Source organism: Microbacterium sp. LWH3-1.2, assembly GCF_040675855.1.
In the GTDB taxonomy this organism is placed as follows: Bacteria; Actinomycetota; Actinomycetes; order Actinomycetales; family Microbacteriaceae; genus Microbacterium.
Map to the genome: position 1 here is coordinate 2,560,626 of NZ_JBEGIK010000001.1, position 21,920 is coordinate 2,582,545.

Here is a 21,920-nt window from a genome sequence, read left to right on the forward strand (position 1 = left end):
GCGCTCAGACGGTCTGAAGGCGCTCCAGCACGCCCTCGATATCGTCGATGAACGAGTTGTAGCCCGCGATGGTCGCGGCGACCTGCTCGTCGGAGAAGTCGCTGCGGTCCTGGCGGATCGTGAGAACCGTGCCGTCGCCGGACTCCTCGAGGTCGAACAGCACCGGGAGGCCCGCGTCGTCGCCGGGCTGGTCGGTCAGCGTCATCGCGAGGTGCGACGGCGGCTCGACCACCTTGTACTCCCCCGCCCAGTCGATGCGGTTGCCGTCGGGCAGCAGCATCACAGCGCGGAAGACGCCCCCCGGCCGCACGTCCATCATGAGGCTGTCCTGCGGCACCTCGACGGCGGCCGTACCGAACCACACGGCGAAGTGCTCGGGCTTCGTCAAGGTCTCGAACACCAGTTCGCGCGGCGCCCGCAGGGTGCGCGTGACGGTGAAGTACTCAGTCATGGTCGTTCTCCTTCTCGGTGGGTGCGGCGGTGCCGCCGGTCGGTGTGCGGGGCGCCCCGAACTGCTGCAGGGCGTTGAGGTAGTGATCGAGGGCACCGAGGCTGTCCTCCCAGAACTGCGCGTACCCGCCGATCCATTCGGACGCCGTCGCCAGGGGCCGGGCGTCGAGCCGGGCCGGGCGGTACTGGGCGTTGCGGCCCCGGGTGACGAGCCCCGCCCCCTCGAGGACGCGCAGGTGCTTCGATACCGCGGCGAAGGTCATCTCGAACGGCTCGGCGAGTTCGCCCACCGTCGCCTCGCCTTCGCTGAGCCGCGCGAGCATCGCGCGACGCGTCGGGTCGGCGAGTGCCGCGAAGGTGCGGCTCAGTGCATCGGTCATCGCGCCTCCTGTACTCAACCAATTGGTACAGTACCGTATGGTTGAATATCTTGTCAAGGCATGTGTCCGACGTGCGCGCTAGCGTGACCGCATGGCCCGCGTCGTCTACTACACCGCCTCCACGCTCAACGGCTTTCTCGCCGACGATCACGACTCGCTCGAGTGGCTTTTCGCCGCACCTGGCGGCGAAGGAGGCGACGAGGACTTCCAGAGATTCCTTTCGGGCATCGGCGTGCTCGTGCAGGGTTCGTCGACCTACCGGTGGGTGCTCGAGCACGAGGACCTGGTCGCACACCCCGAGAAGTGGCCCTCTTACTACGGCGACCGCCCCACGTGGGTGTTCACAAGCAAGGATCAGCCAGTCGTGCCGGGCGTCGACATCCGGTTCGCCGCGGGCGACGTCCGCGAGACGTGGCCGATGATCCGGGAGGCGGCCGGCGACCGCGACGTGTGGATCGTGGGTGGTGGCGACCTCGCGGGCCAGTTCGCCGACGCGGGACTGCTCGACGAGATCCGCGTCTCGATCGCCCCGGCGACCTTGCCGTCGGGAAAGCCCCTCCTCCCCCGTAGCCTCGGTGCCGACCGTCTGGAGCTGACCGCCGTTCGACAGGCGGGCGCCTTCGCCGAGCTGACCTACGCGGTGAAGGGCGGCGCGGCATGAGCGGACGCTGGCAGCGGGGCGTTCGGGACGAGCTGCTGCGGTGGATCGTCGATCGCGGTCGGAGTATGCGCGAGTCCGCATGACCCCGCCATGATGGCTGCTCAGTGGGCGGTCGGCAAGATCTCGGTCCACTGACCGAATTTCGGCTCGCGTCCGTCGCCCGACGAGGTGCCCGCCAAGCGGCGCCTCACCCACGGGCCGACGTGCTCGCGGTAGTAGGCCGCGCCGCGCGGTCCCATCGGGGGCAGCGGCGGCTGCGACCACCACTCCGGCACCGGCTCGACGCCGAGCGAGCTCAGCACGCGCGCGGCGACGCGATGGTGCCCGCGCGAGTTCATGTGCAGGCGGTCGTCCGACCAGTACGGCGGCGTCGCCAGCTCCTCGTCGAACCAGTTGTACGCCTGCACGACGTCGGTGCGCTCGGCCAGACGCGCCTCGACGGCGTACGACAGCAGGTCGCCGCGCCGCTGGATCACGCGCTTCAGCGGCAGCTGCGCAGTCGGGTTGGCCCCGGAGAGCACGATCAGCTGGACGCCCTCCTCGTCGCAGCGGCGCAGCACCGTCTCGAAGGCCGCCAGCACGTGCGCGACGCTCGTGCGAGGCCGCAGCATGTCGTTGCCGCCGCCGTTGAACGAGAGGTGCGTCGGCTTCAGCGCGAGCGCCGGCTCGAGCTGCTGCTCGACGATCGGCCAGACGAGCTTGCCGCGGATCGCGAGGTTGGCGTACTCGACACCCTCGCCGGTGGTGTTCGCCCAACCCTGCGCGACGAGGTCGGCCCAGCCGCGCACGTGTCCGTCGGGCAGCTCGTCGCCCACGCCCTCGGTGAACGAGTCGCCGATTGCGACGTATCGAACGGATGCCACGCGCTCAAGCCTACGACCGGCAGGGAGCGCGTCCGGCCCGACTCAGCGGTCGTCGAGCGCGATCCCCCGCCGATCCACGAGTCCCCACGCTGCGGCCGCAGCCACGGCGAAGAAGACCGCGAACACGACGAACAGCACGGGTGCGCCGCCGGCCACGAGCAGCGGCGGCACGACAAGGGGTGCCACGATCGACGCGATACGCCCGACCCCGGCCGCCCAGCCCGAGCCGGTGGCGCGCAGCGACGTCGGGTACATCTCCGGAGTCACGGCGTACAGCGCGCCCCATGCGCCGAGGTTGAAGAACGACAGCGCCATGCCGGCCACGATGATGGCGCCGGGTCCGGATGCGGTGCCGAAGAAGATCGCCGACACCGCCGAGCCCACCAGGAAGACCGAAAGCGTCGCGCGACGCCCCCACACCTCGATGAGCCAGGCCGCGACCGCGTATCCGGGCAGCTGCGCCAGCGTGATGATCAGGGTGAAGCCGAAGGATCGCACGAGGTCATACCCCTGGGCGACGAGGATCGACGGGATCCAGATGAACGCGCCGTAGTACGAGAAGTTGACGCAGAACCACACCAGCCAGAGGCACGCGGTGCGGACACGGAACTCGGGAGACCACAGTGTGCGAAGTCGTTGCCCCAGCGAGGTCGCGGCGGCGGGTGGCGCCGTCGTCCGGCCCGTGGAGGCGAGGGGAGGCACGCCGGCCGCGTCTTCGAACGCGCGCACGACGGACTCCGCCTGGCCGACGTGCCCTCGTCGCTCGAGCCAGCGCGCCGACTCGGGCAGGCCCCACCGCACGATGAGGGCGTACACCGCGGGGACGGCGCCGAGCACGAAGGCCCAGCGCCAGCCGTCCTCGGAGGCGGGGATCACGAAGTAGCCGATGAGCGCGGCGACGGTCCAGCCGACCGCCCAGAAGGCCTCGAGGATCACGATCAGTCGACCCCGCATGCGCGCGGGAGCGAATTCGCTCACGTAGGTGCTTGCGACCGGTAGTTCGGCGCCCAATCCCAGACCCACGAGGAACCGCAGCACCAGGAGCGCGGCGAGCCCGCCCACGAGCGCACTGGCGCCGGTCGCGAGCCCGTACACGAGCAACGTGAGGGCGAACACCTGGCGGCGCCCGAACCGGTCGGCGAGCAGACCGCCGACGCTGGCGCCGATCGCCATGCCCACGAAGCCGACCGAGGCGATCCAGCTCGCCTCGGTCGGGGTGAGCCTCCACTGCGCGGCCAGTGCCGCGATGATGAACGAGATGAGGCCGACGTCCATCGCATCCAGGGCCCATCCGATCCCCGAACCGGTGAGCACGCGCAGGTGCTTGCGGGTGAGCGGCAACCGGTCGAGGCGCTCGGAGAGCGTCGACGAGGCGCGGGTGGCGGCATCCGTCATAGCGTCATGGTACGGATGCCGCAGCCCACGTGGCGCTCAGGACAGCATGTCGCGCACGCGGGGCGCCACCTCGGTGCCGAACAGCTCGATGGAGCGCATCATCTTCTCGTGCGAGAGCGTGCCGGTCGAGAACTTCATGTCGAAGCGCGAGGCACCCAGCGTCTGAACAGTGGCGGCGATCTTGCGGGCGACCGTCTCGGGAGAGCCGACGTACAGCGCGCCCTCGGGCCCGACATCGTGCTGGAAGCGGAGCCGGCTGTACGTCGGCCAGCCGCGCTCGCGGCCGATGGAGTTGTTCATCGCTTCGAAGCCGTCGTACGCCTCGTCCCAGGCTTGCTGATCGGTCTCGGCGACGTGGCCCGGCGAGTGCACCCCGACCGGCAGCTGCGGCTGCTCGAAGGTGTCGAGCGACCGACGGTACAGCTCGGCGAAGGGCGCGAAGCGCCCGGCGGGTCCGCCGATGATCGCGAGCATGAGCCCGTACCCGTAGCGCGCGGCGCGCACGGCCGACTCGGGGGTTCCGCCCACGCCGACCCAGGCGCGCAGGCCGGTCTCGGTCTTCGGGAACACGTCAGCGGCGTCGAGCGATGCACGGAGCGTCCCGCTCCAGGTGACAGGCTTCTCCGTCAGCAGCTGGGAGAAGAGGTCGAGCTTCTCCTCGAACAGCGCCTCGTAGTCGCGCAGGTCGTACCCGAACAGGGGGAACGACTCGATGAACGATCCGCGGCCGAGGATGACCTCGGCGCGCCCCTTCGAGACCGCGTCCAGGGTCGAGAACCGCTCGAAGACACGCACGGGGTCGTCGCTCGACAGCACGGTGACCGCGGTGCCGAGGTGGATGCGCTCGGTGCGCGCCGCCGCGGCCGCGAGCACGATCTCGGGGCTCGACACGGCGAACTCGCGGCGGTGGTGCTCCCCCACCCCGAAGAACGACAGGCCGACACGGTCGGCGAGAACGGCCTGCTCGACGACGTTGCGGATCGTCTGGGCGCCGCTGATCAGCTCGCCGGAGGCGTCGCGGGTCACGTCGCCGAAGGTGTCGAGTCCGAGTTCGATCGTGGCGGGATCGACAGAGGTCATAAGTGCTTCTCCTTCTATGCATCTGCATGAACCGGTCGGGTGGCACCGGCATTCCCGAGACGGTCGCGCCACGCGAGCGTAGCGTGGAGGCATGATCCCTTTCGCGGATCGCCGGGCCGCCGGGCGCGAGCTCGCTGCTGAGCTCGAAGAATGGCGGGGAACGGATGCCGTGGTCCTCGGCATCCCGAGAGGCGGCGTGGTCGTCGCCGCGGCGGTCGCCGGGGCGCTCGGGCTCGCTCTCGACGCGGTCGTCGTGCGCAAGCTGGGCGCGTCGGGTCACAAGGAGTACGCGGTCGGGGCGATCGCCGAGGGCGTGCGCATCGTCACTCCGGGCGCGATGCGGTGGGCGGGCATGTCGTCGCGCGATCTCGAGCGCGTCGAGGCGGCCGAGCGCGACGAGCTGGCCCGGCGGACGGATGCCTTCGGCTCGGCGTCCGTGGATCTCTCCGGCCGCACCGCCATCGTGGTCGACGACGGCGTCGCGACCGGCGCGACCGCCATCGCGGCGTGCCGCGCGCTGCGCGCCCGCGACCCGGGCCAGATCGTGCTGGCGGTTCCCGTCGCCCCGGAGCGGTGGGAGCCGCCGGCGGACGCCGTCGACACGTTCGTGTGCCCGTACCGCGAGGCCGACTTCTGGGCCGTGGGGCAGTACTACGACGACTTCCGTCAGACGACCGACGCCGAGGTCGTGGCGCTGCTGCGCCACGACCCCGGCGACTGATCAGCGCGAGAGCGCGGAGCGGAGGGTGTCGAGGCCGACGCCGCCGAGGTCGAGCGCGCGCTTGTGGAACTGCTTGATCGAGAAGGCGTCGCCCTCACGCTCGGCGACCTCGTCGCGAAGCTGCTCCCAGATGCGCTGGCCGACCTTGTACGACGGCGCCTGGCCGGGCCAGCCCAGATAGCGGTTGACCTCGAACTTCACGAACTCGTCGGGCATGTTGACGTTGCGCAGCATGAACTCCAGGGCGAAGTCGGCGTCCCACGGGCCCCGCCCATCGGGGCGCGGCTTCTCGAGGTGCACGCCGATGTCGAGCACGACGCGGGCGGCGCGCATCCGCTGGCCGTCGAGCATGCCCAGGCGGTCGGCGGGGTCGGACAGGTAGCCCAGCTGTTCCATGAGGCGCTCGGCATAGAGCGCCCAGCCCTCGGCGTGACCCGAGGTGCCGCCCAGGAGCCGGCGATAGGTGTTGAGCTGCGCGCGGTTGTACACCGCCTGGGCGATCTGCAGGTGGTGGCCCGGGACGCCCTCGTGGTACACCGTCGTGAGCTCGCGCCAGGTGTCGAAGTCCTCGACGCCCTCGGGCACCGACCACCACATGCGGCCGGGACGCGAGAAGTCGTCGGTCGGGCCGGTGTAGTAGATCCCGCCTTCCTTGGTTGGCGCGATCATGCACTCGAGCTTGCGGATCGGCTCCGCGATGTCGAAGTGCGTCTGGCCGAGCTCGGCGACGGCGCGGTCGCTGGTCTCCTGCATCCACTTCTGCAGCGCGTCGGTGCCGTAGAGCTTGCGGCTCGCGTCCTGCTCGAGGAACGCGACAGCCTCCTCGACGGTGGCCCCCGCCTTGATCTCGTCCGCGATGGCCTCCTGCTCGGCGACCATGCGCGCGAGCTCCTCGACACCCCACTCGTACGTCTCATCGAGGTCGATCGTGGCGCCGAGGAAGCGCCGCGAGTGCAGCGCGTACAGCTCGCGGCCCACCGCATCCTTCTCCGTGGCGGCGGGAGCGAGCTCTGTCGTCAGGAACGCCGACAGCTCGTCGTAGGCGACGCGGGCGGCATTGGCGTTGTCGGCGAGGTCGCGCGCGAGGGAGGCGGGAAGCTGCCCTTCCTCCGGCGCGGCGTCGGCGGCGAAGCTCGCGAAGAAGCCGCCGTCGGCGGTATAGCGGGCGATCTGCGTCGCCACCTCGGTGACCTGCCGGCGAGCCGGCACCACGCCCTGCGAGATGCCCTCGCGGAGCGTCTGGATGTAACCGCCGACCGCGCCCGAGACGGCGCCGAGACGTTTCGCGATGACGGACCAGTCGTCGCTCGTCGCCGTGGGCATGAGGTCGAACGCGGAGCGGATGTTCTGCGCGTGCGAGGCGATGACGTTGAGATCGCGAAGGTGCCACCTCGCGTCGTGCAGGTCGAGCTCCAGCTGGATCTCGCGGGAGAGGTCCTCCTTCGTCACGACGTCGACATCGTCGTCGGCGGTCGCGGCGTCGAGCGCGGCGAGGGTCTTGCGGCCTTCCTGGACCAACCGCTCCTGACCGGCCGGGCTGTAGTCGCCGAACTGGTCGTTGTACTCGAAACGACCGATGTAGGTCGCGAGCGTCGGCTCGAGTTCGGCGAGGGTGTCGACCCACGCATCAGCGATCTTGTCGATCTGCGTGGGCGTGCGGGTTTCGTCTGTCATAGCACCGAGCCTAGGCATGGGACGCGGTGCCGACAAACGAGGATCCCGGTGCCGGGAGACGCTTCGCCGGTTCCTCGATCAGTGCCCGGCGACGTCCCAATCGTCGCCGCGACCGATCTGCACGTCGAGCGGCACCGACAGTTTCGCGGCGTCGCCCATGCGGCTGCGTACGATCTGCTCGGCCGCCCCCCACTCCCCCGGTGCCACTTCGATCACGAGCTCGTCGTGGATCTGCAGCAGCACGCGCGAGCCGAGCTGCTGTGCGGCGAAGTCGTCGTGGATGTGGAAGAGTGCGATCTTCATGATGTCGGCCGCACTGCCCTGGATCGGCGCGTTGAGTGCGGCTCGCTCCGCGTTCTCACGGAGGACCCGGTTGGGACTGGCGAGGTCGGGGAACGGACGCCGGCGGCCGAAGATCGTCTCGGTGTAGCCGTCGATGCGCGCCTGCTCGACCGATGACCGCAGGTAGTCGCGCACGGCGCCGAAACGGGCGAAGTACTCCATCATGAGCTGCTTCGCCTCGGCCTGCTCGATGCGCAGCTGCTTCGACAGGCCGAACGCCGACAGCCCGTAGACGAGACCGTACGACATCGCCTTGACCTTCGTGCGCATCGCCGGGGTCACGTCTTCCGGGGCGACGCCGAAGACGCGCGAGCCGACGAATCGGTGCGTGTCCTCTCCGGAGTTGAAGGCCTCGATGAGCCCCGGGTCCTCGGAGAGGTGCGCCATGATACGCATCTCGATCTGCGAGTAGTCCGCCGTGAGCAGCGTCTCGTAGCCCTCGCCGACGGTGAACGCCGACCGGATGCGGCGGCTCTCCTCGGTGCGGATCGGGATGTTCTGCAGGTTCGGATCGGTGCTCGACAAGCGCCCGGTCTGGCTGCCGGTCTGGACGTAGGTCGTGTGGATGCGGCCGTCGGATCCACTCGTCCGGTCGCCGCCGATGGCGCTGTCGAGCGACTCGATGATCTGCCGGAGCTTCGTCGCCTCGCGGTGCTGGAGGAGCAGGTCGAGGAACGGGTGGGGGTTGGTCTCCTGCAGATCGGCCAGGACCGCGGCATCCGTCGAGTAACCCGTCTTGGTCTTGCGGGTCTTCGGCAGCTGCAGCTCTTCGAACAGCACCTCCTGCAGCTGCTTCGGCGAGCCGAGGTTCACCTCACGGCCGATCGCCGCGTAGGCCTCCTGCGCGAGCGCATCGGCGCGGGCGCCGAGTTCGCCGGAGAACTGCGACAGCGTCGCGTGCGACACCGCGACACCTGCGAGCTCCATGTCGGCAAGGGTGTGCAGGGTCGGCAGTTCGATGTCGATGAGGACAGCGCCCACACTCTCGGGGAGGTCCGCACGGACGGCGGCCGCGACACGCACGAGGTACCACGAGAGCTGACCGGTCGTCGCCCCCTCCGTCTCGGGAACGAGCTGCGACGGATCGGACTCGGGAAGCTTCTCGTCGAGGTAGCGGTCGACGAGGTGCGCGAGGTTCTTGTCCGGGAAGCTCGGGCGCAGCAGCCAGCCGGCGAGGATCACGTCGAACGCGAGTCCGCCGAGGCGCAGCCCCGCCCGGCGGAGCGCCTTCACCTGCGGCTTCGCGTCGGCGAAGACCTTCGGTGCGTCCGAGGTGAGCCACGGCTCGATCGCCGCCGCCAGTTCGGGGGTCCAGGACGCCTCGGCCGCGGCATCCGTCGTGGCGACCCCGATGCGAGCCGGAAGGCCGCCCTCGACCGTGATCGTCACGCCGAGCTCGCCGGTCGCGCCGTCGAGCCACGCGGCGAACTCCGCCGGAGCCAGCTCCTTCGCGACGGGCGCCAGTTCGGCCGCCGCCGACGTGACCGCCGCCATCTGCTGCTCGATGCCTGCGAGCTCGGCCACGCGCGGGATGAGGGTCTTGAACTCGAGTCGCGAGAAGATGTCGCGCACCGCCTGCGCGTCCATCGGCTGCACCTCGAGGTCGGTGGGTGCGAGCGGCAGCTCGACGTCCGTGAGCAGCCGGTTGAGGCGGCGGTTGCGGCGCACGTCGTCGACGTGGTCGCGCAGGTTGCCGCCGACGACGCCCTTGATGGAGTCGGCTCCCTCGAGCAGCGCGTCGAGCGAGCCGAACTGGGTGAGCCACTTCACGGCGGTCTTCTCGCCGACCTTGGGCACACCGGGCAGGTTGTCACTGGTCTCGCCCACGAGCGCCGCGATGTCGGGATACTGCTCGGGCGGCACGCCGTAACGGTCGATCACCGCCTGGCGGTCGTAGCGCTTGAGCTGGGAGACGCCCTGCACGTTCGGGTAGAGCAGCGTGATGTCGTCGTTGACGAGCTGGATCGTGTCGCGGTCGCCCGAGCAGACCAGCACGTGGAACCCCTCGGCGGCGCCCTGCGTGGCAAGGGTCGCGAGGATGTCGTCGGCCTCGATGTCTTCCTGCTGGAGCACCTGGATGCTCATGGCGGCGAGGCAGTCCTGCAAGAGCGGGATCTGCCCCTTGAACTCGGACGGTGTCTCGGAGCGGTTGGCCTTGTACTCGGTGTACTCGCGCGTGCGGAACGACTGCCGGGAGGTGTCGAAGGCCACCGCGAGATGGGTCGGCTTCTCCGCCTTGATCAGGTTGATCAGCATCGCGAGGAACCCGTAGATCCCGTTCGTGTGCTGCCCGTCCTTCGTCGAGAAGTTGTCGACGGGAAGGGCGTAGAAGGCCCGATATGCCAGAGAATGGCCGTCGACGACGAGAAGGGTAGGCTTTGCGGAGTCCGTCACCCTGCAAGCCTAGTCAGGGCCGACGACACCGAATCTCCCGCCCTGAGCACCCCCGAAGGCGATGCATGCCCGAGCACTCCCCCTCCCCCGTCGACGGCCTCGCGTGGGCCGCGAACCGTGGCATGGGCGCGCTCGCCGAGAAGATGGGCATCGTCTTCACCGAGTTCTCCGTCGAGCGCGCGGTGGCCACGATGCCGGTCGAGGGCAACACCCAGCCGGTCGGCCTCCTCCACGGTGGCGCGTACGTGGTGCTGGGCGAATCGCTCGGCTCGATGGCCGCGAACCTCTACGCGGGTCCAGGCCGCCTCGCGGTCGGCGTCGACATCAACGCGACGCACACGCGCTCGGCGACCTCCGGCATCGTGACCGGCGTCTGCACGCCCGTCCACCTCGGTCGCACCCTCGCCGTGCACGAGATCGTCGTCACCGACGAGAACGGTCGCCGGTGCTCGACCGTGCGCATCACGAACCACATCAAGGACCTGCCGCCGGTCTGACATCCGGCGGGAAAGGAAGAAGCGGATGCCTCGGCTCGAGGCATCCGCTTCTCTGCAAGTCCTGGGATCAGCCCTTCTTGGGCGCCAGCTGCTCGATGATCGCCTTGGCGACGTCCTGCATGGTGAGGCGGCGGTCCATCGACGCCTTCTGGATCCAGCGGAACGCCTCGGGCTCGGAAAGGCCCATCTTCTCGTTGAGGAGGCCCTTCGCGCGGTCGACGAGCTTGCGGGTCTCGAACCGCTCGACCATGTCGGCGACCTCGGCCTCGAGCGTGATGATCTGCTCGTAGCGGGCCAACGCGATCTCGATGGCCGGAAGCAGGTCGTTCGGCGTGAACGGCTTGACCACATACGCGAGGGCACCGGCCTCGCTCGCACGCTCCACGAGCTCTTTCTGGCTGAAGGCGGTCAGCAGCACGACCGGGGCGATGTGGTTCTTGCTGAGCTTCTCGGCGGCCGAGATGCCGTCCAGTTGCGGCATCTTGACGTCCATGATCACGAGGTCGGGACGCAGCTCGGTGGCAAGGGCCACCGCGGTCTCTCCGTCTCCGGCTTCGCCGACGACGTCGAATCCGTTGTCGCGGAGGATCTCGACGATGTCGAGCCGGATGAGCGACTCGTCTTCGGCGACCACGACGCGGCGGGGGGTGGATGCCGTCGATGCGGCGGTCTGCTCCTGCTCAGTCACCATTGAATCCTACGGTATGGTCAATCGCGGACGTGCGGTACGGCGCGCGGGCCGGTGTGGCGGAATGGCAGACGCGACCGACTCAAACTCGGTTGCCCGCAAGGGCGTGTGGGTTCGACTCCCACCACCGGCACTCCCCGACATCCCTCAGAGCGGATGCCTCGATTCGAGGCATCCGCTCTTCGTCGTCTTCACCCGAAGAATCCTTGTATTCGGTGTTGCTAAGTAGCGGTACCTAGTGTTACTTTCTAGTGGTAGTCAACATCACTGAGTAGTAGAGAAGGAGGTGCGCCATGGGAAAGCAGGAGACCGAGATGCTCAAGGGCACGCTCGAGGGAATCGTGCTCGCGATCCTCTCCTCCCGCCCCGCGTACGGCTACGAGATCACCTCGTGGCTGCGGGACCAGGGCTTCTCCGACATCGCCGAGGGCACCGTCTACGCCCTGCTGGTCAGGGTCGAGCAGCGCGGCCTCGTCGACGTCGAGAAGGTTCCGTCGGAGAAGGGGCCGCCGCGCAAGGTGTACTCCCTCAACGCGCAGGGCCGCGACCAGCTCGCGGAGTTCTGGAGGACGTGGAGCTTCCTCGCAGAGCGCATCGAGCAGCTCCACCGCGAACACGTAGACAGCAACGCCAACCCCCAGGAAGAGGACTGATCATGGCCGCCAAGTGGTACGAAGTCGTCACCGGCTCGCTCGAGCAGAAGAAGCAGTACCGGCAGTACAAAACGCGCATCGAGGCGCTGCCCGAGCCTTACCGCGGCGCCGCCAAGGCACTCGACCGTTACTTCATGACCGTCGGCGGGATGACCGACGGCGTGACGATGATGCAGATGCTCGGCGACTCCGCCGACCTCTGGGAGCGCGCGGCCGCCGACGGCACCCCCGTGCGCGACATCGTCGGCGAGGACGCGTCGGCGTTCGCGGAGGAGTTCACCGCCGCATACTCCGGCAAGCAGTGGATCGACAAGGAGCGCGCGCGCCTCAACAAGGCGATCGACGACGCGGAACGAGGAGACCAGAAATGACCACCGACACCGCCATCCGGGTGCGGGGACTCGAGAAGTCCTACAAGGACCTGCATGTGCTCAAGGGCGTCGACTTCGACGTGGCGCGAGGCAGCATCTTCGCGCTGCTCGGCTCGAACGGCGCGGGCAAGACCACGGTCGTCCGCATTCTTTCGACGCTGCTGAAGCAGGATGCCGGCACCGCCGCGATCGCAGGGTTCGACGTCGCCGCTCAGGCGCAGAAGGTGCGCGAGACGATCAGCCTCACGGGGCAGTTCGCCGCGGTCGACGAGGTGCTGAGCGGACGGGAGAACCTCGTGCTCATCTCGCAGCTGCGCCACCTGCCCGACCCCGGCGCGATCGCGGACGGGCTGCTCGCCCGCTTCTCACTGACGGATGCCGGCACCCGCAAGGTGTCGACGTATTCCGGCGGTATGCGGCGCCGGCTCGACATAGCGATGAGCCTCATCGGCGACCCGCCGGTGATCTTCCTCGACGAGCCCACGACCGGGCTCGATCCCGCCGCCCGCCTGGAGGTCTGGGACGCGGTCCGGGAGCTGGCGCGGGGCGGCACGACCGTGCTGCTGACCACGCAGTACCTCGAAGAGGCGGAGCAACTCGCCGACCGCATCGCGATCCTGCACAAGGGCCGCATCATCGTCAAGGGCACGCTCGGCGAGCTCAAGCAGCTGCTGCCGCCGGCGAAGGTCGAGTACGTCGAGAAGCAGCCCAGCCTCGAGGACGTGTTCTTCGCACTGACCGGCGAGGACGACACCACAGAACCCGGCGACGCCACCGACGCTTCCGGGCGAAAGCGCGCCGCCACGACACGGAAGGAAGGACGATGACCACGCACATCATCGGCGACACCGCCGTTCTCACCAGCCGGTCGCTGCGGCACATCCTCCGCAGCCCCGACACCATCATCACCACCGCGGTCACCCCGATCGCGCTGATGCTGCTGTTCGTCTACGTCTTCAGCGGGGCGATCGACACCGGCGGGGCGAAGGGGTCGTACATCGACTACATGCTCCCAGGGATCCTGCTCATCACGATCGCGTCGGGCATCGCCTACACGGCGTACCGGCTGTTCCTGGACATGCAGAGCGGCATCTTCGAGCGGTTCCAGTCGCTGCCGATCGCGCGATCGGGAGTGCTCTGGGCGCACGTGCTGACGTCGCTGGTGTCCATCCTCGTCTCGCTGGCGCTCGTCATCGGCGTGGCACTGCTGATGGGCTTCCGCACCGGTGCGAGCTTCGCTGCCTGGATGGGTGTGATCGGCATGCTGGTGCTGTTCACGCTGGCGCTGACGTGGCTCGCGGTGATCCCGGGCCTCACGGCGAAGACGGTGGACGGTGCGAGCGCGTTCTCGTACCCGCTCATCTTCCTGCCGTTCATCAGCTCGGCGTTCGTCCCGACCGAGAGCATGCCGGGACCGGTGCAGTGGTTCGCCGAGAACCAGCCCGTCACCTCGATCGTCGACTCGATGCGCGCACTGTTCGCCGGCGAGCCGGTCGGCACCGAAATCTGGGTCGCCATGGCGTGGCTGGTCGGCATCCTCGTCGTCGCGTACATCGCGTCGATGGCGATCTACCGGAAGAAGATCAGCTGACGTCGACACGCCGCGACAGCGCACGAGCGGATGCCTCGAATCCGAGGCATCCGCTCGTGCGCTGTCGAAGGGCTACGCGCCGAAGTACTGGTTGCCGAGCGCCTTGCTCTTGAGTGCGTCGAACTCTCCCTGCGAGATGGTGCCGGCGTCGAGGAGCGCCTTCGCCTTCGCGATGTCCTCGGCGGGACTCGACGACGCCGCAGGGCGGTAATCGTCGGCCTCGGCGACCACTCCCCCGCGCGCGGTCTGCGCACGCGCCGCCATGCCCTTGCCGCGGGCGATGATGTAGATCAACGCGGTGAGGAACGGCAGGAACACGAGGGCGATGATCCACAGCGCCTTCAGCCAGCCGTTGAGATTGTCGTCGCGGAACAGGTCCGTGATGATCACGATCACCACGTACAGATACGCGATGAAGTAGAAGCTCCACAACAGGAACCACCAGAAGTCACCAAAGAACATCGGCGTCACACCTTTCTCGAAAAGATCCGTACGGCTGCGACCACAGTAGTGGTCGCAGCCGTACGGAGGAGAGAAGCGTCAGTCCCGTGTCTTGTAGATCGGCGCCTTGCCGTGCACCGCGTCGCCCACCTTGTGGATGCGGATGTCGTTCGTCGAGCCGATGATTCCGGGAGGGGACCCCGAGATGACCACAACCTTGTCACCGACCTTCGCGAGGTCGTTCGACAGCAGGTAGTCGTCGACCTGGATGAACATCAGGTCGGTGTGTGCGACGTGCTCGACGAGCGTCGACTGCACCCCCCAGGTGATGGCCATGCGGCGACGGATCGCCGGCTCCGGAGCGAATCCGATCATGGGGATGCGGGGGCGCAGGCGCGACATGCGGCGCGCGGTGTCCCCCGACTCGGTGAAGATGCAGAGGAACTTCGCGTCGACGAACTCGGCCACCTCCATCGCCGCGAGCGTGATCGCGCCACCCTGCGTGCGGGGCTTGGTGGTGAGCGGCTGGATGCGGTCCAGGCCGTGCTCCTCGGTCGAGTCGACGATTCGCGCCATGGTCTCGACGACGACGACCGGGTACTTGCCGACGCTGGTCTCGCCCGAGAGCATGACCGCGTCCGCGCCGTCGAGGACGGCGTTGGCGACGTCGCTCGTCTCGGCGCGGGTGGGCACCGGGTTGTCGATCATCGATTCGAGCATCTGGGTCGCGACGATGACGGGCTTGGCCATGCGGCGGCACAGCTCGACCGCGCGCTTCTGCACGATCGGCACCGCCTCGAGGGGCAGCTCGACGCCGAGGTCGCCGCGGGCGACCATGATGCCGTCGAACGCGTCGATGATCTCCTCGAGGTTGTCGACGGCCTGCGGCTTCTCGATCTTGGCGATGACGGGGACATGGCGCCCCTCCTCGGCCATGATGACGTGGACGCGCTGGACGTCCTTCGCGTCGCGCACGAACGACAGGGCGATGATGTCGGCACCGGCGCGCAGACCCCAGCGGAGGTCCGCCTCGTCCTTCTCCGACAGCGCGGGGACGTTGACCGCGACGCCGGGGAGATTGATGCCCTTGTTGTTCGAGACGGGACCCGCGACGACCACCTTGGTGGTGACGACGGTGCCATCCGTCTCGGTCACCTCGACGCGGACCTTGCCGTCGTCGATGAGGAGGAAGTCGCCCGGCTTGACGTCGTTCGGGAGACCCTTGAACGTCGTGCCGACGATCTCCTTGGTGCCGAGGATGTCTTCGGTGGTGATCTTGAAGATGTCGCCGACCGCCAGCTCGTGTGGTCCGTTCTCGAACTTGCCGAGGCGGATCTTCGGACCCTGCAGGTCGACGAGGATCGCGACCGCGCGTCCTGCGTCCTCCGCGGCCTTGCGCACGTTGGCGAAGTTGTTGTCGTGGACCGAGTAGTCCCCGTGGCTCAGATTGAAGCGGGCGACGTCCACGCCGGCATCGATGATCGCGCGGACCATCTCATACGACGACGTGGCGGGCCCAAGGGTGGCGACGATCTTGGCGCGTCTCATCCGTGGTTTCTCCGGGTGGGTTGAAGGTGGCGAGTGCCTCGGCCAGCCTACGCGGGCTGCAGGCCGATGGCGACATCGGTCGGGCGGACCGGAGCGGGCAGCTCCGTCTCACCCATGAGGAAGCGGTCGACGCCGGCTGCGACGGCGCGTCCTTCGGCGATCGCCCACACGATGAGCGACTGGCCGCGGCCGGCGTCGCCGGCCACGAACACGCCAGGGGCGGTCGTCTGGTAGTCGTCCTCGCGGCGGACGTTGCCTCGGTCGGTGAAGCGGGCGCCGAGCTGGTCTTCGAGCAGGGCGCGCTCCGGGCCGGTGAAGCCCATCGCGATCAGCACGAGGTCCGCGGGGATCTCCCGCTCGGTGCCGCTCTTGGGCACGCGGCGGCCGTCGACGAACTCGGTCTCGGCCACGCGCAGCGCGCGCACCTCGCCGGCGTCGTTCCCGAGGAACTCGACGGTCGAGGCGAGGTAGGCACGCTCGCCTCCCTCTTCGTGCGCGGACTGCACCTCGAACACGAGCGGGTCCATCGGCCACGGCTGGTGCTCCGGCCGCTCGCCGGGAGGGCGGCGGCCGATCGCGAGGTTCGTCACACTCAGCGCACCGTGGCGGTGCGCCGTGCCGATGCAGTCGGCGCCGGTGTCGCCGCCGCCGATGACGACGACATGCTTGCCCTCGGCACTGATCTGGTTGGGCACCGCGTCGCCTGCGACGGCCTTGTTCGACTCGACAAGGTACTCCATGGCGAAATGCACCCCGGCCAGGTCGCGGCCGGGGATCGCGAGCTCGCGCGGCACCGTCGATCCGGTGGCGATGACGACCGCGTCGTAGCGCGCGCGAAGGTCTGCCCAGGAGATGTCCTTGCCGATCTCGACGCCGGCGCGGAAGCGCGTCCCCTCATCCTGCATCTGGCGAAGACGCGCCTCGAGGTGCTTCTTCTCCATCTTGAAGTCCGGAATGCCGTAGCGCAGCAGGCCGCCGATGCGGTCGTCGCGCTCGAACACGGCGACGGTGTGGCCTGCGCGTGTGAGCTGCTGCGCGGCGGCGAGACCCGCGGGTCCCGAGCCGACGACGGCCACGGTCTTGCCGGTGAGCCGCCCCGGGGGCTCCGGCTCGATCCAGCCGTTGCCGAACGCCTCGTCGGCGATCGAGACCTCGACCTGCTTGATGGTCACGGCCGGCTGGTTGATTCCCAGCACGCAGGAGCTCTCGCACGGCGCGGGGCACAGCCGCCCGGTGAACTCCGGGAAGTTGTTCGTCGCGTGCAGACGCTCACTGGCGGCGCGGCCTTCTCCGCGCCACGTCAGGTCGTTCCACTCCGGGATGAGGTTGCCGAGCGGACAGCCCTTGTGGCAGAACGGCACGCCGCAGTCCATGCAGCGTCCGGCCTGCCGGCGCAGCACCGCCGCGTCACCCGGCTCATAGACCTCTTTCCAGTCCATGATGCGCACCGGCACGGGCCGCCGCGGGGGCAGCTCGCGCTCGGTGACCTTCAGAAAGCCCTTCGGGTCAGCCACCCGTCACCTCCAGGATGCGGTTCCAGACGACGTCGCCGTCGGGGTCGAGCCCCTCGGCAACCGCTGCCTGGCGGGTCTGCAGCACCGCGGCGTAGTCGCGCGGCAGGACCCGGACGAAGTTCGCCAGCTCGGTCTCGAAGTCGTCGAGGAGAGCCTGGGCGAGGGTCGATTCGGTCTCGGCGACGTGCTGCTCGAGCAGGTCGCGGAGGATCTCGGCGTCGCCGGAGCCCAGCTCGCCGAGCTCGAGCTCGCCGGACGCGAGCGCCTCGCGGTTCACGAGCTTTCGGTCGAGCTTGTAGACGTAGGCGGTGCCGCCCGACATCCCAGCCCCGAGGTTGCGACCGGTAGCGCCGAGGATGACCGCGAGCCCGCCGGTCATGTACTCGAGCGCGTGGTCGCCCACGCCTTCGACGACGGCCGTCGCGCCCGAGTTGCGGACGAAGAAGCGCTCGCCCACGACGCCGCGCAGGAACATCGTCCCGAGCGTCGCGCCGTAGCCGATCACGTTGCCCGCGATGACGTTCTTGGACGCGTCGAATGTGGCGCCGCGCGGCGGCCGGACGACGATCTGGCCCCCCGAGAGACCCTTGCCGACGTAGTCGTTCGAATCGCCCTCGAGGCGCAGTGTGATGCCCGCGGGCATGAACGCGCCGAACGACTGGCCGGCCGAGCCCGTGAGGTTGACGACGATGCTTCCCGACCGCAGGCCGTTCTCGCCGCGCGCCTTGGTCACGTGGTGGCCGAGGAGTGTCCCGACGGCGCGCTCGGTGTTGCGGATCGGCAGGTCGACCGTGATCTCGCCGCCGTTCGCGATGACGCTCTGCGCGCGCTCGATGAGGCCGACGTCGAAGTGCTCGTCGAGCTCGTGCAGCTGCGCGGTGGTGTTGCGGCGCGGCTCGTCCTCGGCGAAGACCGGGCCGTCGAGCACGGGGCGGAGGTCCAGGCCGTTCGCCTTCCAGTGGTTCACTGCGCCGTCGACGTCGAGCAGATCGCTGCGGCCGATCGCCTCATCGAGCGAGCGCAGGCCCAGTGCCGCAAGGTACTCGCGCACCTCTTCGGCGATGAACTCCATGAAGTTCACGACGAACTCCGGCTTGCCGTTGAAGCGCTCGCGCAGCACGGGGTTCTGCGTCGCGACGCCCACGGGGCACGTGTCGAGGTGGCAGACCCGCATCATGATGCAGCCCGAGACCACGAGCGGCGCCGTGGCGAAGCCGAATTCCTCGGCGCCCAGCAGCGCGCCGATGATGACGTCGCGGCCGGTCTTGAGCTGGCCGTCGACCTGCACGACGACGCGGTCGCGCATGCCGTTGAGCATGAGCGTCTGCTGCGTCTCGGCGAGTCCCAGCTCCCACGGCGTGCCGGCATGCTTCAGCGAGTTCAGCGGGCTGGCGCCGGTGCCGCCGTCGTGACCCGACACGAGGATGACGTCGGCCAGCGCCTTGGCGGTGCCCGCGGCGACCGCGCCGATGCCCGACTGGCTCACCAGCTTCACGTGCACCCGCGCTGCGGGGTTGGCGCGCTTGAGGTCGAAGATCAGCTGCTTGAGGTCTTCGATCGAGTAGATGTCGTGGTGCGGCGGCGGCGAGATGAGGCCCACGCCGGCGGTCGCGTGACGCGTGCGGGCGACCCACGGATAGACCTTGGTCGGCGGCAGCTGACCGCCCTCGCCAGGCTTGGCGCCCTGGGCGAGCTTGATCTGGATGTCGTCCGCCTCGGTCAGGTACAGGCTCGTGACGCCGAAGCGACCAGAGGCGACCTGCTTGATGGAGCTGCGACGCTCGGGGTCGAGGAGGCGGTCCGCGTCCTCGCCGCCCTCGCCCGTGTTCGACTTGCCGCCGATGCGGTTCATCGCGATGGCGAGCGTCTCGTGGGCCTCGCGCGAGATCGAGCCGTAGCTCATGGCACCCGTCGAGAAGCGCTTGACGATCGATGCGACCGATTCGACCTCGTCGATCGGCACGGGCGTGCGCCCCTCGGTCTTCAGGGCGAACAGACCGCGGAGCGTCTTCACCTCGCTCGCCTGGTCGTCGACGAGCTTCGTGTATTCGCGGAAGATGTCGTACCGGCGCGTGCGCGTCGAGTGCTGCAGGCGGAACACCGTGTCGGGGTTGAACAGGTGCGGCGACCCATCGCGGCGCCACTGATACTCGCCGCCCGTCCAGAGGCGCTCGTGCGCCCGGACTGCGGCATCCTCCGGGTACGCATACGCGTGCCGGGCGGCGTTCTCTGCCGCGATGACGTCCAGACCGACGCCGCCGAGCTTCGACTCGGTGCCGGTGAAGTAGGTGTCGACGAAGTCCTGAGAGAGGCCGACGGCCTCGAACACCTGGGCGCCCGCATACGACGACACGGTCGAGATGCCCATCTTCGACATGATCTTGAGCACACCCTTGCCGAGCGCGTAGATCAGGTTCTTGACGGCCTTCTCGGGCGCGATCCCGGTGATGAAGCCGGCGCGCACCAGGTACTCGACGGTCTCCATCGCGAGATACGGATTGACGGCGGATGCCCCGTACCCGATGAGCGTCGCGATGTGGTGCACCTCGCGCACGTCGCCGGCCTCGACCACCAGGCCGCACTTCATGCGAGTCTGCTTGCGGATGAGGTGGTGGTGCACAGCCGCGAGCATGAGCAGCGAGGGGATCGGCGCGAGGTCCTTGTTGGAGTCGCGATCCGACAGCACGATGAACTCGGCGCCGTCCTCGATGGCCTGGTCGACCTCCTGGCACATCTGCTCGAGGCGCTTCTTCATGCCCTTGTGGCCGGCCTCGACGCGGTACAGCCCACGGATCGTGACCGAGGTGCGGCCGGGAAGCGCCGTGTCGATGTGCTGGATCTTGGCGAGCTCGTCGTTGTCGATCACCGGGAAGTCGAGCGTCACGACGCGCGTGTGCTCGGGGCCCCACTCGAGGAGGTTTCGCTCGGGGCCCAGGCCCAGGCCGAGCGACGTGACGACCTCCTCGCGGATGGAGTCCAGCGGCGGGTTGGTGACCTGTGCGAACTGCTGCGTGAAGTAGTCGAACAGCAGGCGCGGACGTTCGCTCAGCACGGCGACGGGCGTGTCGGAGCCCATGGCACCGAGTGGCTCGGCACCGGTCTGACCCATCGGGGTGAGGAGGATCTTGACCTCTTCCTCGGTGTACCCGAACGTGCGCTGACGCCGGGTGATCGAGGCGATCGGGTGCACGATGTGCTCGCGCTCCGGGAGGTCGGCGAGGCGCACGCGGCCCGAGTCGAGCCACTCCTGCCACGGCTCCTGATCGGCGAGCTGCGCCTTGATCTCGTCGTCCTCGATGATGCGGCGCTGGGCCGTGTCGACGAGGAACATGCGGCCGGGGCGGAGGCGGCCGCGGCGCTTGATGCGCGCGGGCTCGAAGTCGAGCACGCCGGTCTCGCTGCCGATGACGATCAGGCCGTCGGTGGTCTCGGTCCAGCGACCGGGCCGTAGGCCGTTGCGGTCGAGCGTCGCGCCGACGAGCGTTCCGTCGGTGAAGATCAGCGCGGCCGGACCGTCCCAGGGCTCCATCTGCATCGAGTGGAACTCGTAGAACGCCCGCAGCTTCGGGTCGATGTCGGCCTGCTTCTCGTAGGCCTCGGGGACCATCATCATGATGGCGTGCGGGAGGCTGCGGCCCGTGAGGGTGAGCAGCTCGAGCACCTCGTCGAACGAGGCGGAGTCGCTCGCACCGGCCGTGCAGATCGGCAGCAGCGGCTGGATGTCGCCCAGCAGCTCGGACTCGAGCTGCGACTGACGCGCGCGCATCCAGTTGCGGTTGCCATTGACGGTGTTGATCTCGCCGTTGTGCGCGAGCATGCGCAGCGGCTGCGCGAGCGGCCACGACGGGAACGTGTTCGTCGAGTAGCGCGAGTGCACGACCGCGAGCTCGGAGGCGAAGCGCTCGTCCTGCAGGTCCGGGTAGAACGGCTCGAGCTGGAGCGTGGTGACCATGCCCTTGTAGCCGAGCGTGCGCGACGACAGCGAGACGAAGTAGGCGTCGAGCTCGGTGCGCGCGCGAGAGCGCAGGCGGTAGGCGCGGCGGTCGAGGGCGATGCCCGACAGCGCGGCGGCGTCGCCCGTGGCCGGGCGCGAGATGAAGAGCTGCTCGAAGACCGGGCGCGCCTCGAAGGCGAGCTTTCCCAGGTTCTCCTCGGCGGTCGGGACCTCGCGCCAGCCGAGCACGGTGAGCCCCTCGGATGCTGCGATCCGCTCGATCCCGCTCTTCTGGGTCTCGCGCGCCTCGGCGTCGCGCGGCAGGAACACCAGGCCGGCGGCGTACTCGCCCACGGGGGGCAGATCGAAGCCCGCCACGGCGCGCAGGAAGGTGTCGGGCATCTGCGTCAGGATGCCTGCGCCGTCGCCGGTGCCGGCATCGGAGCCGATCGCACCGCGGTGCTCGAGATTGCGCAGCGCGGTCAGGGCCAGATCGATGATGTCGTGCCCGGCCTCACCGCGGAGGGTCGCCACCATGGCCAGGCCGCAGGCGTCCTTCTCGAAGGCAGGGTTGTACATCCCCTGCTTCTGCGGGAATCCGGCACGGCCGGACGCAGCGGGGAAGTTCGCCTCCGCAGAGGCGACGGAACGGGGGCTCGAAGCCATACCTACCGTCCTCACGTTGATAGTCAAGATGGGACGACGTCGGCCCTGGGCGCGCTC

The 21,920-nt window shown here is 68.9% G+C and carries 19 protein-coding genes and 1 tRNA gene; 8 read left to right on the forward strand and 12 right to left on the reverse strand.

Annotation, left to right across the window (positions count from 1 at the left end; translation table 11 throughout):
* Positions 1–4 precede the first annotated feature (4 nt).
* Both MRBLWH3_RS11925 and MRBLWH3_RS11930 read right to left on the reverse strand, forming a co-directional pair.
* Positions 5–451 carry an SRPBCC family protein gene (locus MRBLWH3_RS11925; protein WP_363432103.1) on the reverse strand — a complete coding sequence of 149 codons (447 nt, stop codon included), beginning with the start codon at positions 449–451 and terminating at the stop codon, positions 5–7.
* Positions 444–830, reverse strand: coding sequence for an ArsR/SmtB family transcription factor (locus MRBLWH3_RS11930; protein ID WP_363432106.1), 387 nt, complete (start codon positions 828–830; stop codon positions 444–446). The genes MRBLWH3_RS11925 and MRBLWH3_RS11930 overlap by 8 nt, the downstream gene beginning before the upstream one ends.
* A gap of 91 nt (positions 831–921) precedes the next feature.
* Between MRBLWH3_RS11930 and MRBLWH3_RS11935 the strand changes: the two genes are divergently transcribed.
* Entirely contained in the window at positions 922–1,491 is a 570-nt protein-coding gene (locus MRBLWH3_RS11935; protein ID WP_363432108.1) for a dihydrofolate reductase family protein, read from the forward strand.
* A gap of 101 nt (positions 1,492–1,592) precedes the next feature.
* Here MRBLWH3_RS11935 and MRBLWH3_RS11940 read toward each other — a convergent pair whose 3' ends face one another.
* The 3 genes from MRBLWH3_RS11940 to MRBLWH3_RS11950 are packed head-to-tail and all read right to left on the reverse strand — an operon-like array spanning position 1,593 to position 4,829.
* Positions 1,593–2,354 carry an SGNH/GDSL hydrolase family protein gene (locus tag MRBLWH3_RS11940; RefSeq protein ID WP_363432110.1) on the reverse strand — a complete coding sequence of 254 codons (762 nt, stop codon included), beginning with the start codon at positions 2,352–2,354 and terminating at the stop codon, positions 1,593–1,595.
* Positions 2,355–2,396: 42 nt separating this feature from the next.
* Entirely contained in the window at positions 2,397–3,749 is a 1,353-nt protein-coding gene (locus MRBLWH3_RS11945) for an MFS transporter (protein WP_363432112.1), read from the reverse strand.
* A 36-nt stretch (positions 3,750–3,785) separates the two neighbouring features.
* Positions 3,786–4,829 carry an LLM class flavin-dependent oxidoreductase gene (locus MRBLWH3_RS11950; protein WP_363432115.1) on the reverse strand — a complete coding sequence of 348 codons (1,044 nt, stop codon included), beginning with the start codon at positions 4,827–4,829 and terminating at the stop codon, positions 3,786–3,788.
* 91 nt (positions 4,830–4,920) lie between these two features.
* Between MRBLWH3_RS11950 and MRBLWH3_RS11955 the strand changes: the two genes are divergently transcribed.
* On the forward strand, positions 4,921–5,550 hold the full coding sequence (locus MRBLWH3_RS11955) for a phosphoribosyltransferase (RefSeq protein WP_363432117.1): 630 nt from the start codon (positions 4,921–4,923) through the stop codon (positions 5,548–5,550).
* Here the strand turns inward: MRBLWH3_RS11955 and MRBLWH3_RS11960 are convergent, their stop codons facing one another.
* On the reverse strand, positions 5,551–7,224 hold the full coding sequence (locus MRBLWH3_RS11960) for a DUF885 domain-containing protein (protein WP_363432120.1): 1,674 nt from the start codon (positions 7,222–7,224) through the stop codon (positions 5,551–5,553).
* A gap of 78 nt (positions 7,225–7,302) precedes the next feature.
* The gene (gene polA / locus MRBLWH3_RS11965; protein ID WP_363432122.1) at positions 7,303–9,960 is read right to left on the reverse strand and encodes a DNA polymerase I; all 2,658 of its coding nucleotides are present in this window, start codon (positions 9,958–9,960) and stop codon (positions 7,303–7,305) included.
* A 65-nt stretch (positions 9,961–10,025) separates the two neighbouring features.
* Here polA and MRBLWH3_RS11970 point away from each other — a divergent pair, with 65 nt between their 5' ends.
* Positions 10,026–10,457 (forward strand): hotdog fold thioesterase, encoded by a 432-nt coding sequence (locus tag MRBLWH3_RS11970; RefSeq protein WP_363432124.1) that lies wholly within the window; start codon positions 10,026–10,028, stop codon positions 10,455–10,457.
* Positions 10,458–10,524: 67 nt separating this feature from the next.
* Here MRBLWH3_RS11970 and MRBLWH3_RS11975 read toward each other — a convergent pair whose 3' ends face one another.
* The gene (locus MRBLWH3_RS11975) at positions 10,525–11,148 is read right to left on the reverse strand and encodes an ANTAR domain-containing response regulator (protein ID WP_109209425.1); all 624 of its coding nucleotides are present in this window, start codon (positions 11,146–11,148) and stop codon (positions 10,525–10,527) included.
* 47 nt (positions 11,149–11,195) lie between these two features.
* Here MRBLWH3_RS11975 and MRBLWH3_RS11980 point away from each other — a divergent pair.
* From MRBLWH3_RS11980 to MRBLWH3_RS12000, 5 genes are all read left to right on the forward strand, one after another.
* Positions 11,196–11,278: transfer RNA gene (locus MRBLWH3_RS11980), tRNA-Leu, on the forward strand.
* 160 nt (positions 11,279–11,438) lie between these two features.
* Positions 11,439–11,798 (forward strand): PadR family transcriptional regulator, encoded by a 360-nt coding sequence (locus tag MRBLWH3_RS11985; RefSeq protein ID WP_363432126.1) that lies wholly within the window; start codon positions 11,439–11,441, stop codon positions 11,796–11,798.
* Positions 11,799–11,800: 2 nt separating this feature from the next.
* Complete coding sequence (locus MRBLWH3_RS11990) at positions 11,801–12,169, forward strand: DUF1048 domain-containing protein (protein ID WP_363432129.1); 369 nt, start codon at positions 11,801–11,803, stop codon at positions 12,167–12,169.
* Positions 12,166–12,996, forward strand: a complete 831-nt coding sequence (locus tag MRBLWH3_RS11995) for an ABC transporter ATP-binding protein (protein ID WP_363432132.1) — start codon at positions 12,166–12,168, stop codon at positions 12,994–12,996. The genes MRBLWH3_RS11990 and MRBLWH3_RS11995 overlap by 4 nt, the downstream gene beginning before the upstream one ends.
* On the forward strand, positions 12,993–13,760 hold the full coding sequence (locus MRBLWH3_RS12000; RefSeq protein WP_363432135.1) for an ABC transporter permease: 768 nt from the start codon (positions 12,993–12,995) through the stop codon (positions 13,758–13,760). The genes MRBLWH3_RS11995 and MRBLWH3_RS12000 overlap by 4 nt, the downstream gene beginning before the upstream one ends.
* 72 nt (positions 13,761–13,832) lie before the next feature.
* Here the strand turns inward: MRBLWH3_RS12000 and MRBLWH3_RS12005 are convergent, their stop codons facing one another.
* From MRBLWH3_RS12005 to gltB, 4 genes are all read right to left on the reverse strand, one after another.
* Positions 13,833–14,222 (reverse strand): SHOCT domain-containing protein, encoded by a 390-nt coding sequence (locus MRBLWH3_RS12005; protein ID WP_363432138.1) that lies wholly within the window; start codon positions 14,220–14,222, stop codon positions 13,833–13,835.
* Positions 14,223–14,300: 78 nt separating this feature from the next.
* Positions 14,301–15,749 (reverse strand): pyruvate kinase, encoded by a 1,449-nt coding sequence (pyk, locus tag MRBLWH3_RS12010; RefSeq protein ID WP_363432141.1) that lies wholly within the window; start codon positions 15,747–15,749, stop codon positions 14,301–14,303.
* A gap of 47 nt (positions 15,750–15,796) precedes the next feature.
* Entirely contained in the window at positions 15,797–17,263 is a 1,467-nt protein-coding gene (locus MRBLWH3_RS12015; protein ID WP_363432144.1) for a glutamate synthase subunit beta, read from the reverse strand.
* Positions 17,256–21,863, reverse strand: coding sequence for a glutamate synthase large subunit (gltB, locus tag MRBLWH3_RS12020; RefSeq protein WP_414685366.1), 4,608 nt, complete (start codon positions 21,861–21,863; stop codon positions 17,256–17,258). The genes MRBLWH3_RS12015 and gltB overlap by 8 nt, the downstream gene beginning before the upstream one ends.
* Positions 21,864–21,920 lie beyond the last annotated feature (57 nt).

What these genes read in the sequence shown, in the direction of transcription:
- MRBLWH3_RS11950 (WP_363432115.1), bottom strand. Translation starts at nt 4,829, where the DNA reads ATGACCTCTGTCGATCCCGCCACGATCGAACTCGGACTCGACACCTTC.
- MRBLWH3_RS11960 (WP_363432120.1), bottom strand. Translation starts at nt 7,224, where the DNA reads ATGACAGACGAAACCCGCACGCCCACGCAGATCGACAAGATCGCTGAT.
- pyk (WP_363432141.1), bottom strand. Translation starts at nt 15,749, where the DNA reads ATGAGACGCGCCAAGATCGTCGCCACCCTTGGGCCCGCCACGTCGTCG.
- gltB (WP_414685366.1), bottom strand. Translation starts at nt 21,863, where the DNA reads ATGGCTTCGAGCCCCCGTTCCGTCGCCTCTGCGGAGGCGAACTTCCCC.
- MRBLWH3_RS12005 (WP_363432138.1), bottom strand. Translation starts at nt 14,222, where the DNA reads ATGTTCTTTGGTGACTTCTGGTGGTTCCTGTTGTGGAGCTTCTACTTC.
- MRBLWH3_RS11935 (WP_363432108.1), top strand. Translation starts at nt 922, where the DNA reads ATGGCCCGCGTCGTCTACTACACCGCCTCCACGCTCAACGGCTTTCTC.
- MRBLWH3_RS11930 (WP_363432106.1), bottom strand. Translation starts at nt 830, where the DNA reads ATGACCGATGCACTGAGCCGCACCTTCGCGGCACTCGCCGACCCGACG.
- MRBLWH3_RS11985 (WP_363432126.1), top strand. Translation starts at nt 11,439, where the DNA reads ATGGGAAAGCAGGAGACCGAGATGCTCAAGGGCACGCTCGAGGGAATC.
- MRBLWH3_RS11970 (WP_363432124.1), top strand. Translation starts at nt 10,026, where the DNA reads ATGCCCGAGCACTCCCCCTCCCCCGTCGACGGCCTCGCGTGGGCCGCG.
- MRBLWH3_RS11975 (WP_109209425.1), bottom strand. Translation starts at nt 11,148, where the DNA reads ATGGTGACTGAGCAGGAGCAGACCGCCGCATCGACGGCATCCACCCCC.
- MRBLWH3_RS11955 (WP_363432117.1), top strand. Translation starts at nt 4,921, where the DNA reads ATGATCCCTTTCGCGGATCGCCGGGCCGCCGGGCGCGAGCTCGCTGCT.
- MRBLWH3_RS11925 (WP_363432103.1), bottom strand. Translation starts at nt 451, where the DNA reads ATGACTGAGTACTTCACCGTCACGCGCACCCTGCGGGCGCCGCGCGAA.
- MRBLWH3_RS12000 (WP_363432135.1), top strand. Translation starts at nt 12,993, where the DNA reads ATGACCACGCACATCATCGGCGACACCGCCGTTCTCACCAGCCGGTCG.
- MRBLWH3_RS11990 (WP_363432129.1), top strand. Translation starts at nt 11,801, where the DNA reads ATGGCCGCCAAGTGGTACGAAGTCGTCACCGGCTCGCTCGAGCAGAAG.
- MRBLWH3_RS11945 (WP_363432112.1), bottom strand. Translation starts at nt 3,749, where the DNA reads ATGACGGATGCCGCCACCCGCGCCTCGTCGACGCTCTCCGAGCGCCTC.
- MRBLWH3_RS11995 (WP_363432132.1), top strand. Translation starts at nt 12,166, where the DNA reads ATGACCACCGACACCGCCATCCGGGTGCGGGGACTCGAGAAGTCCTAC.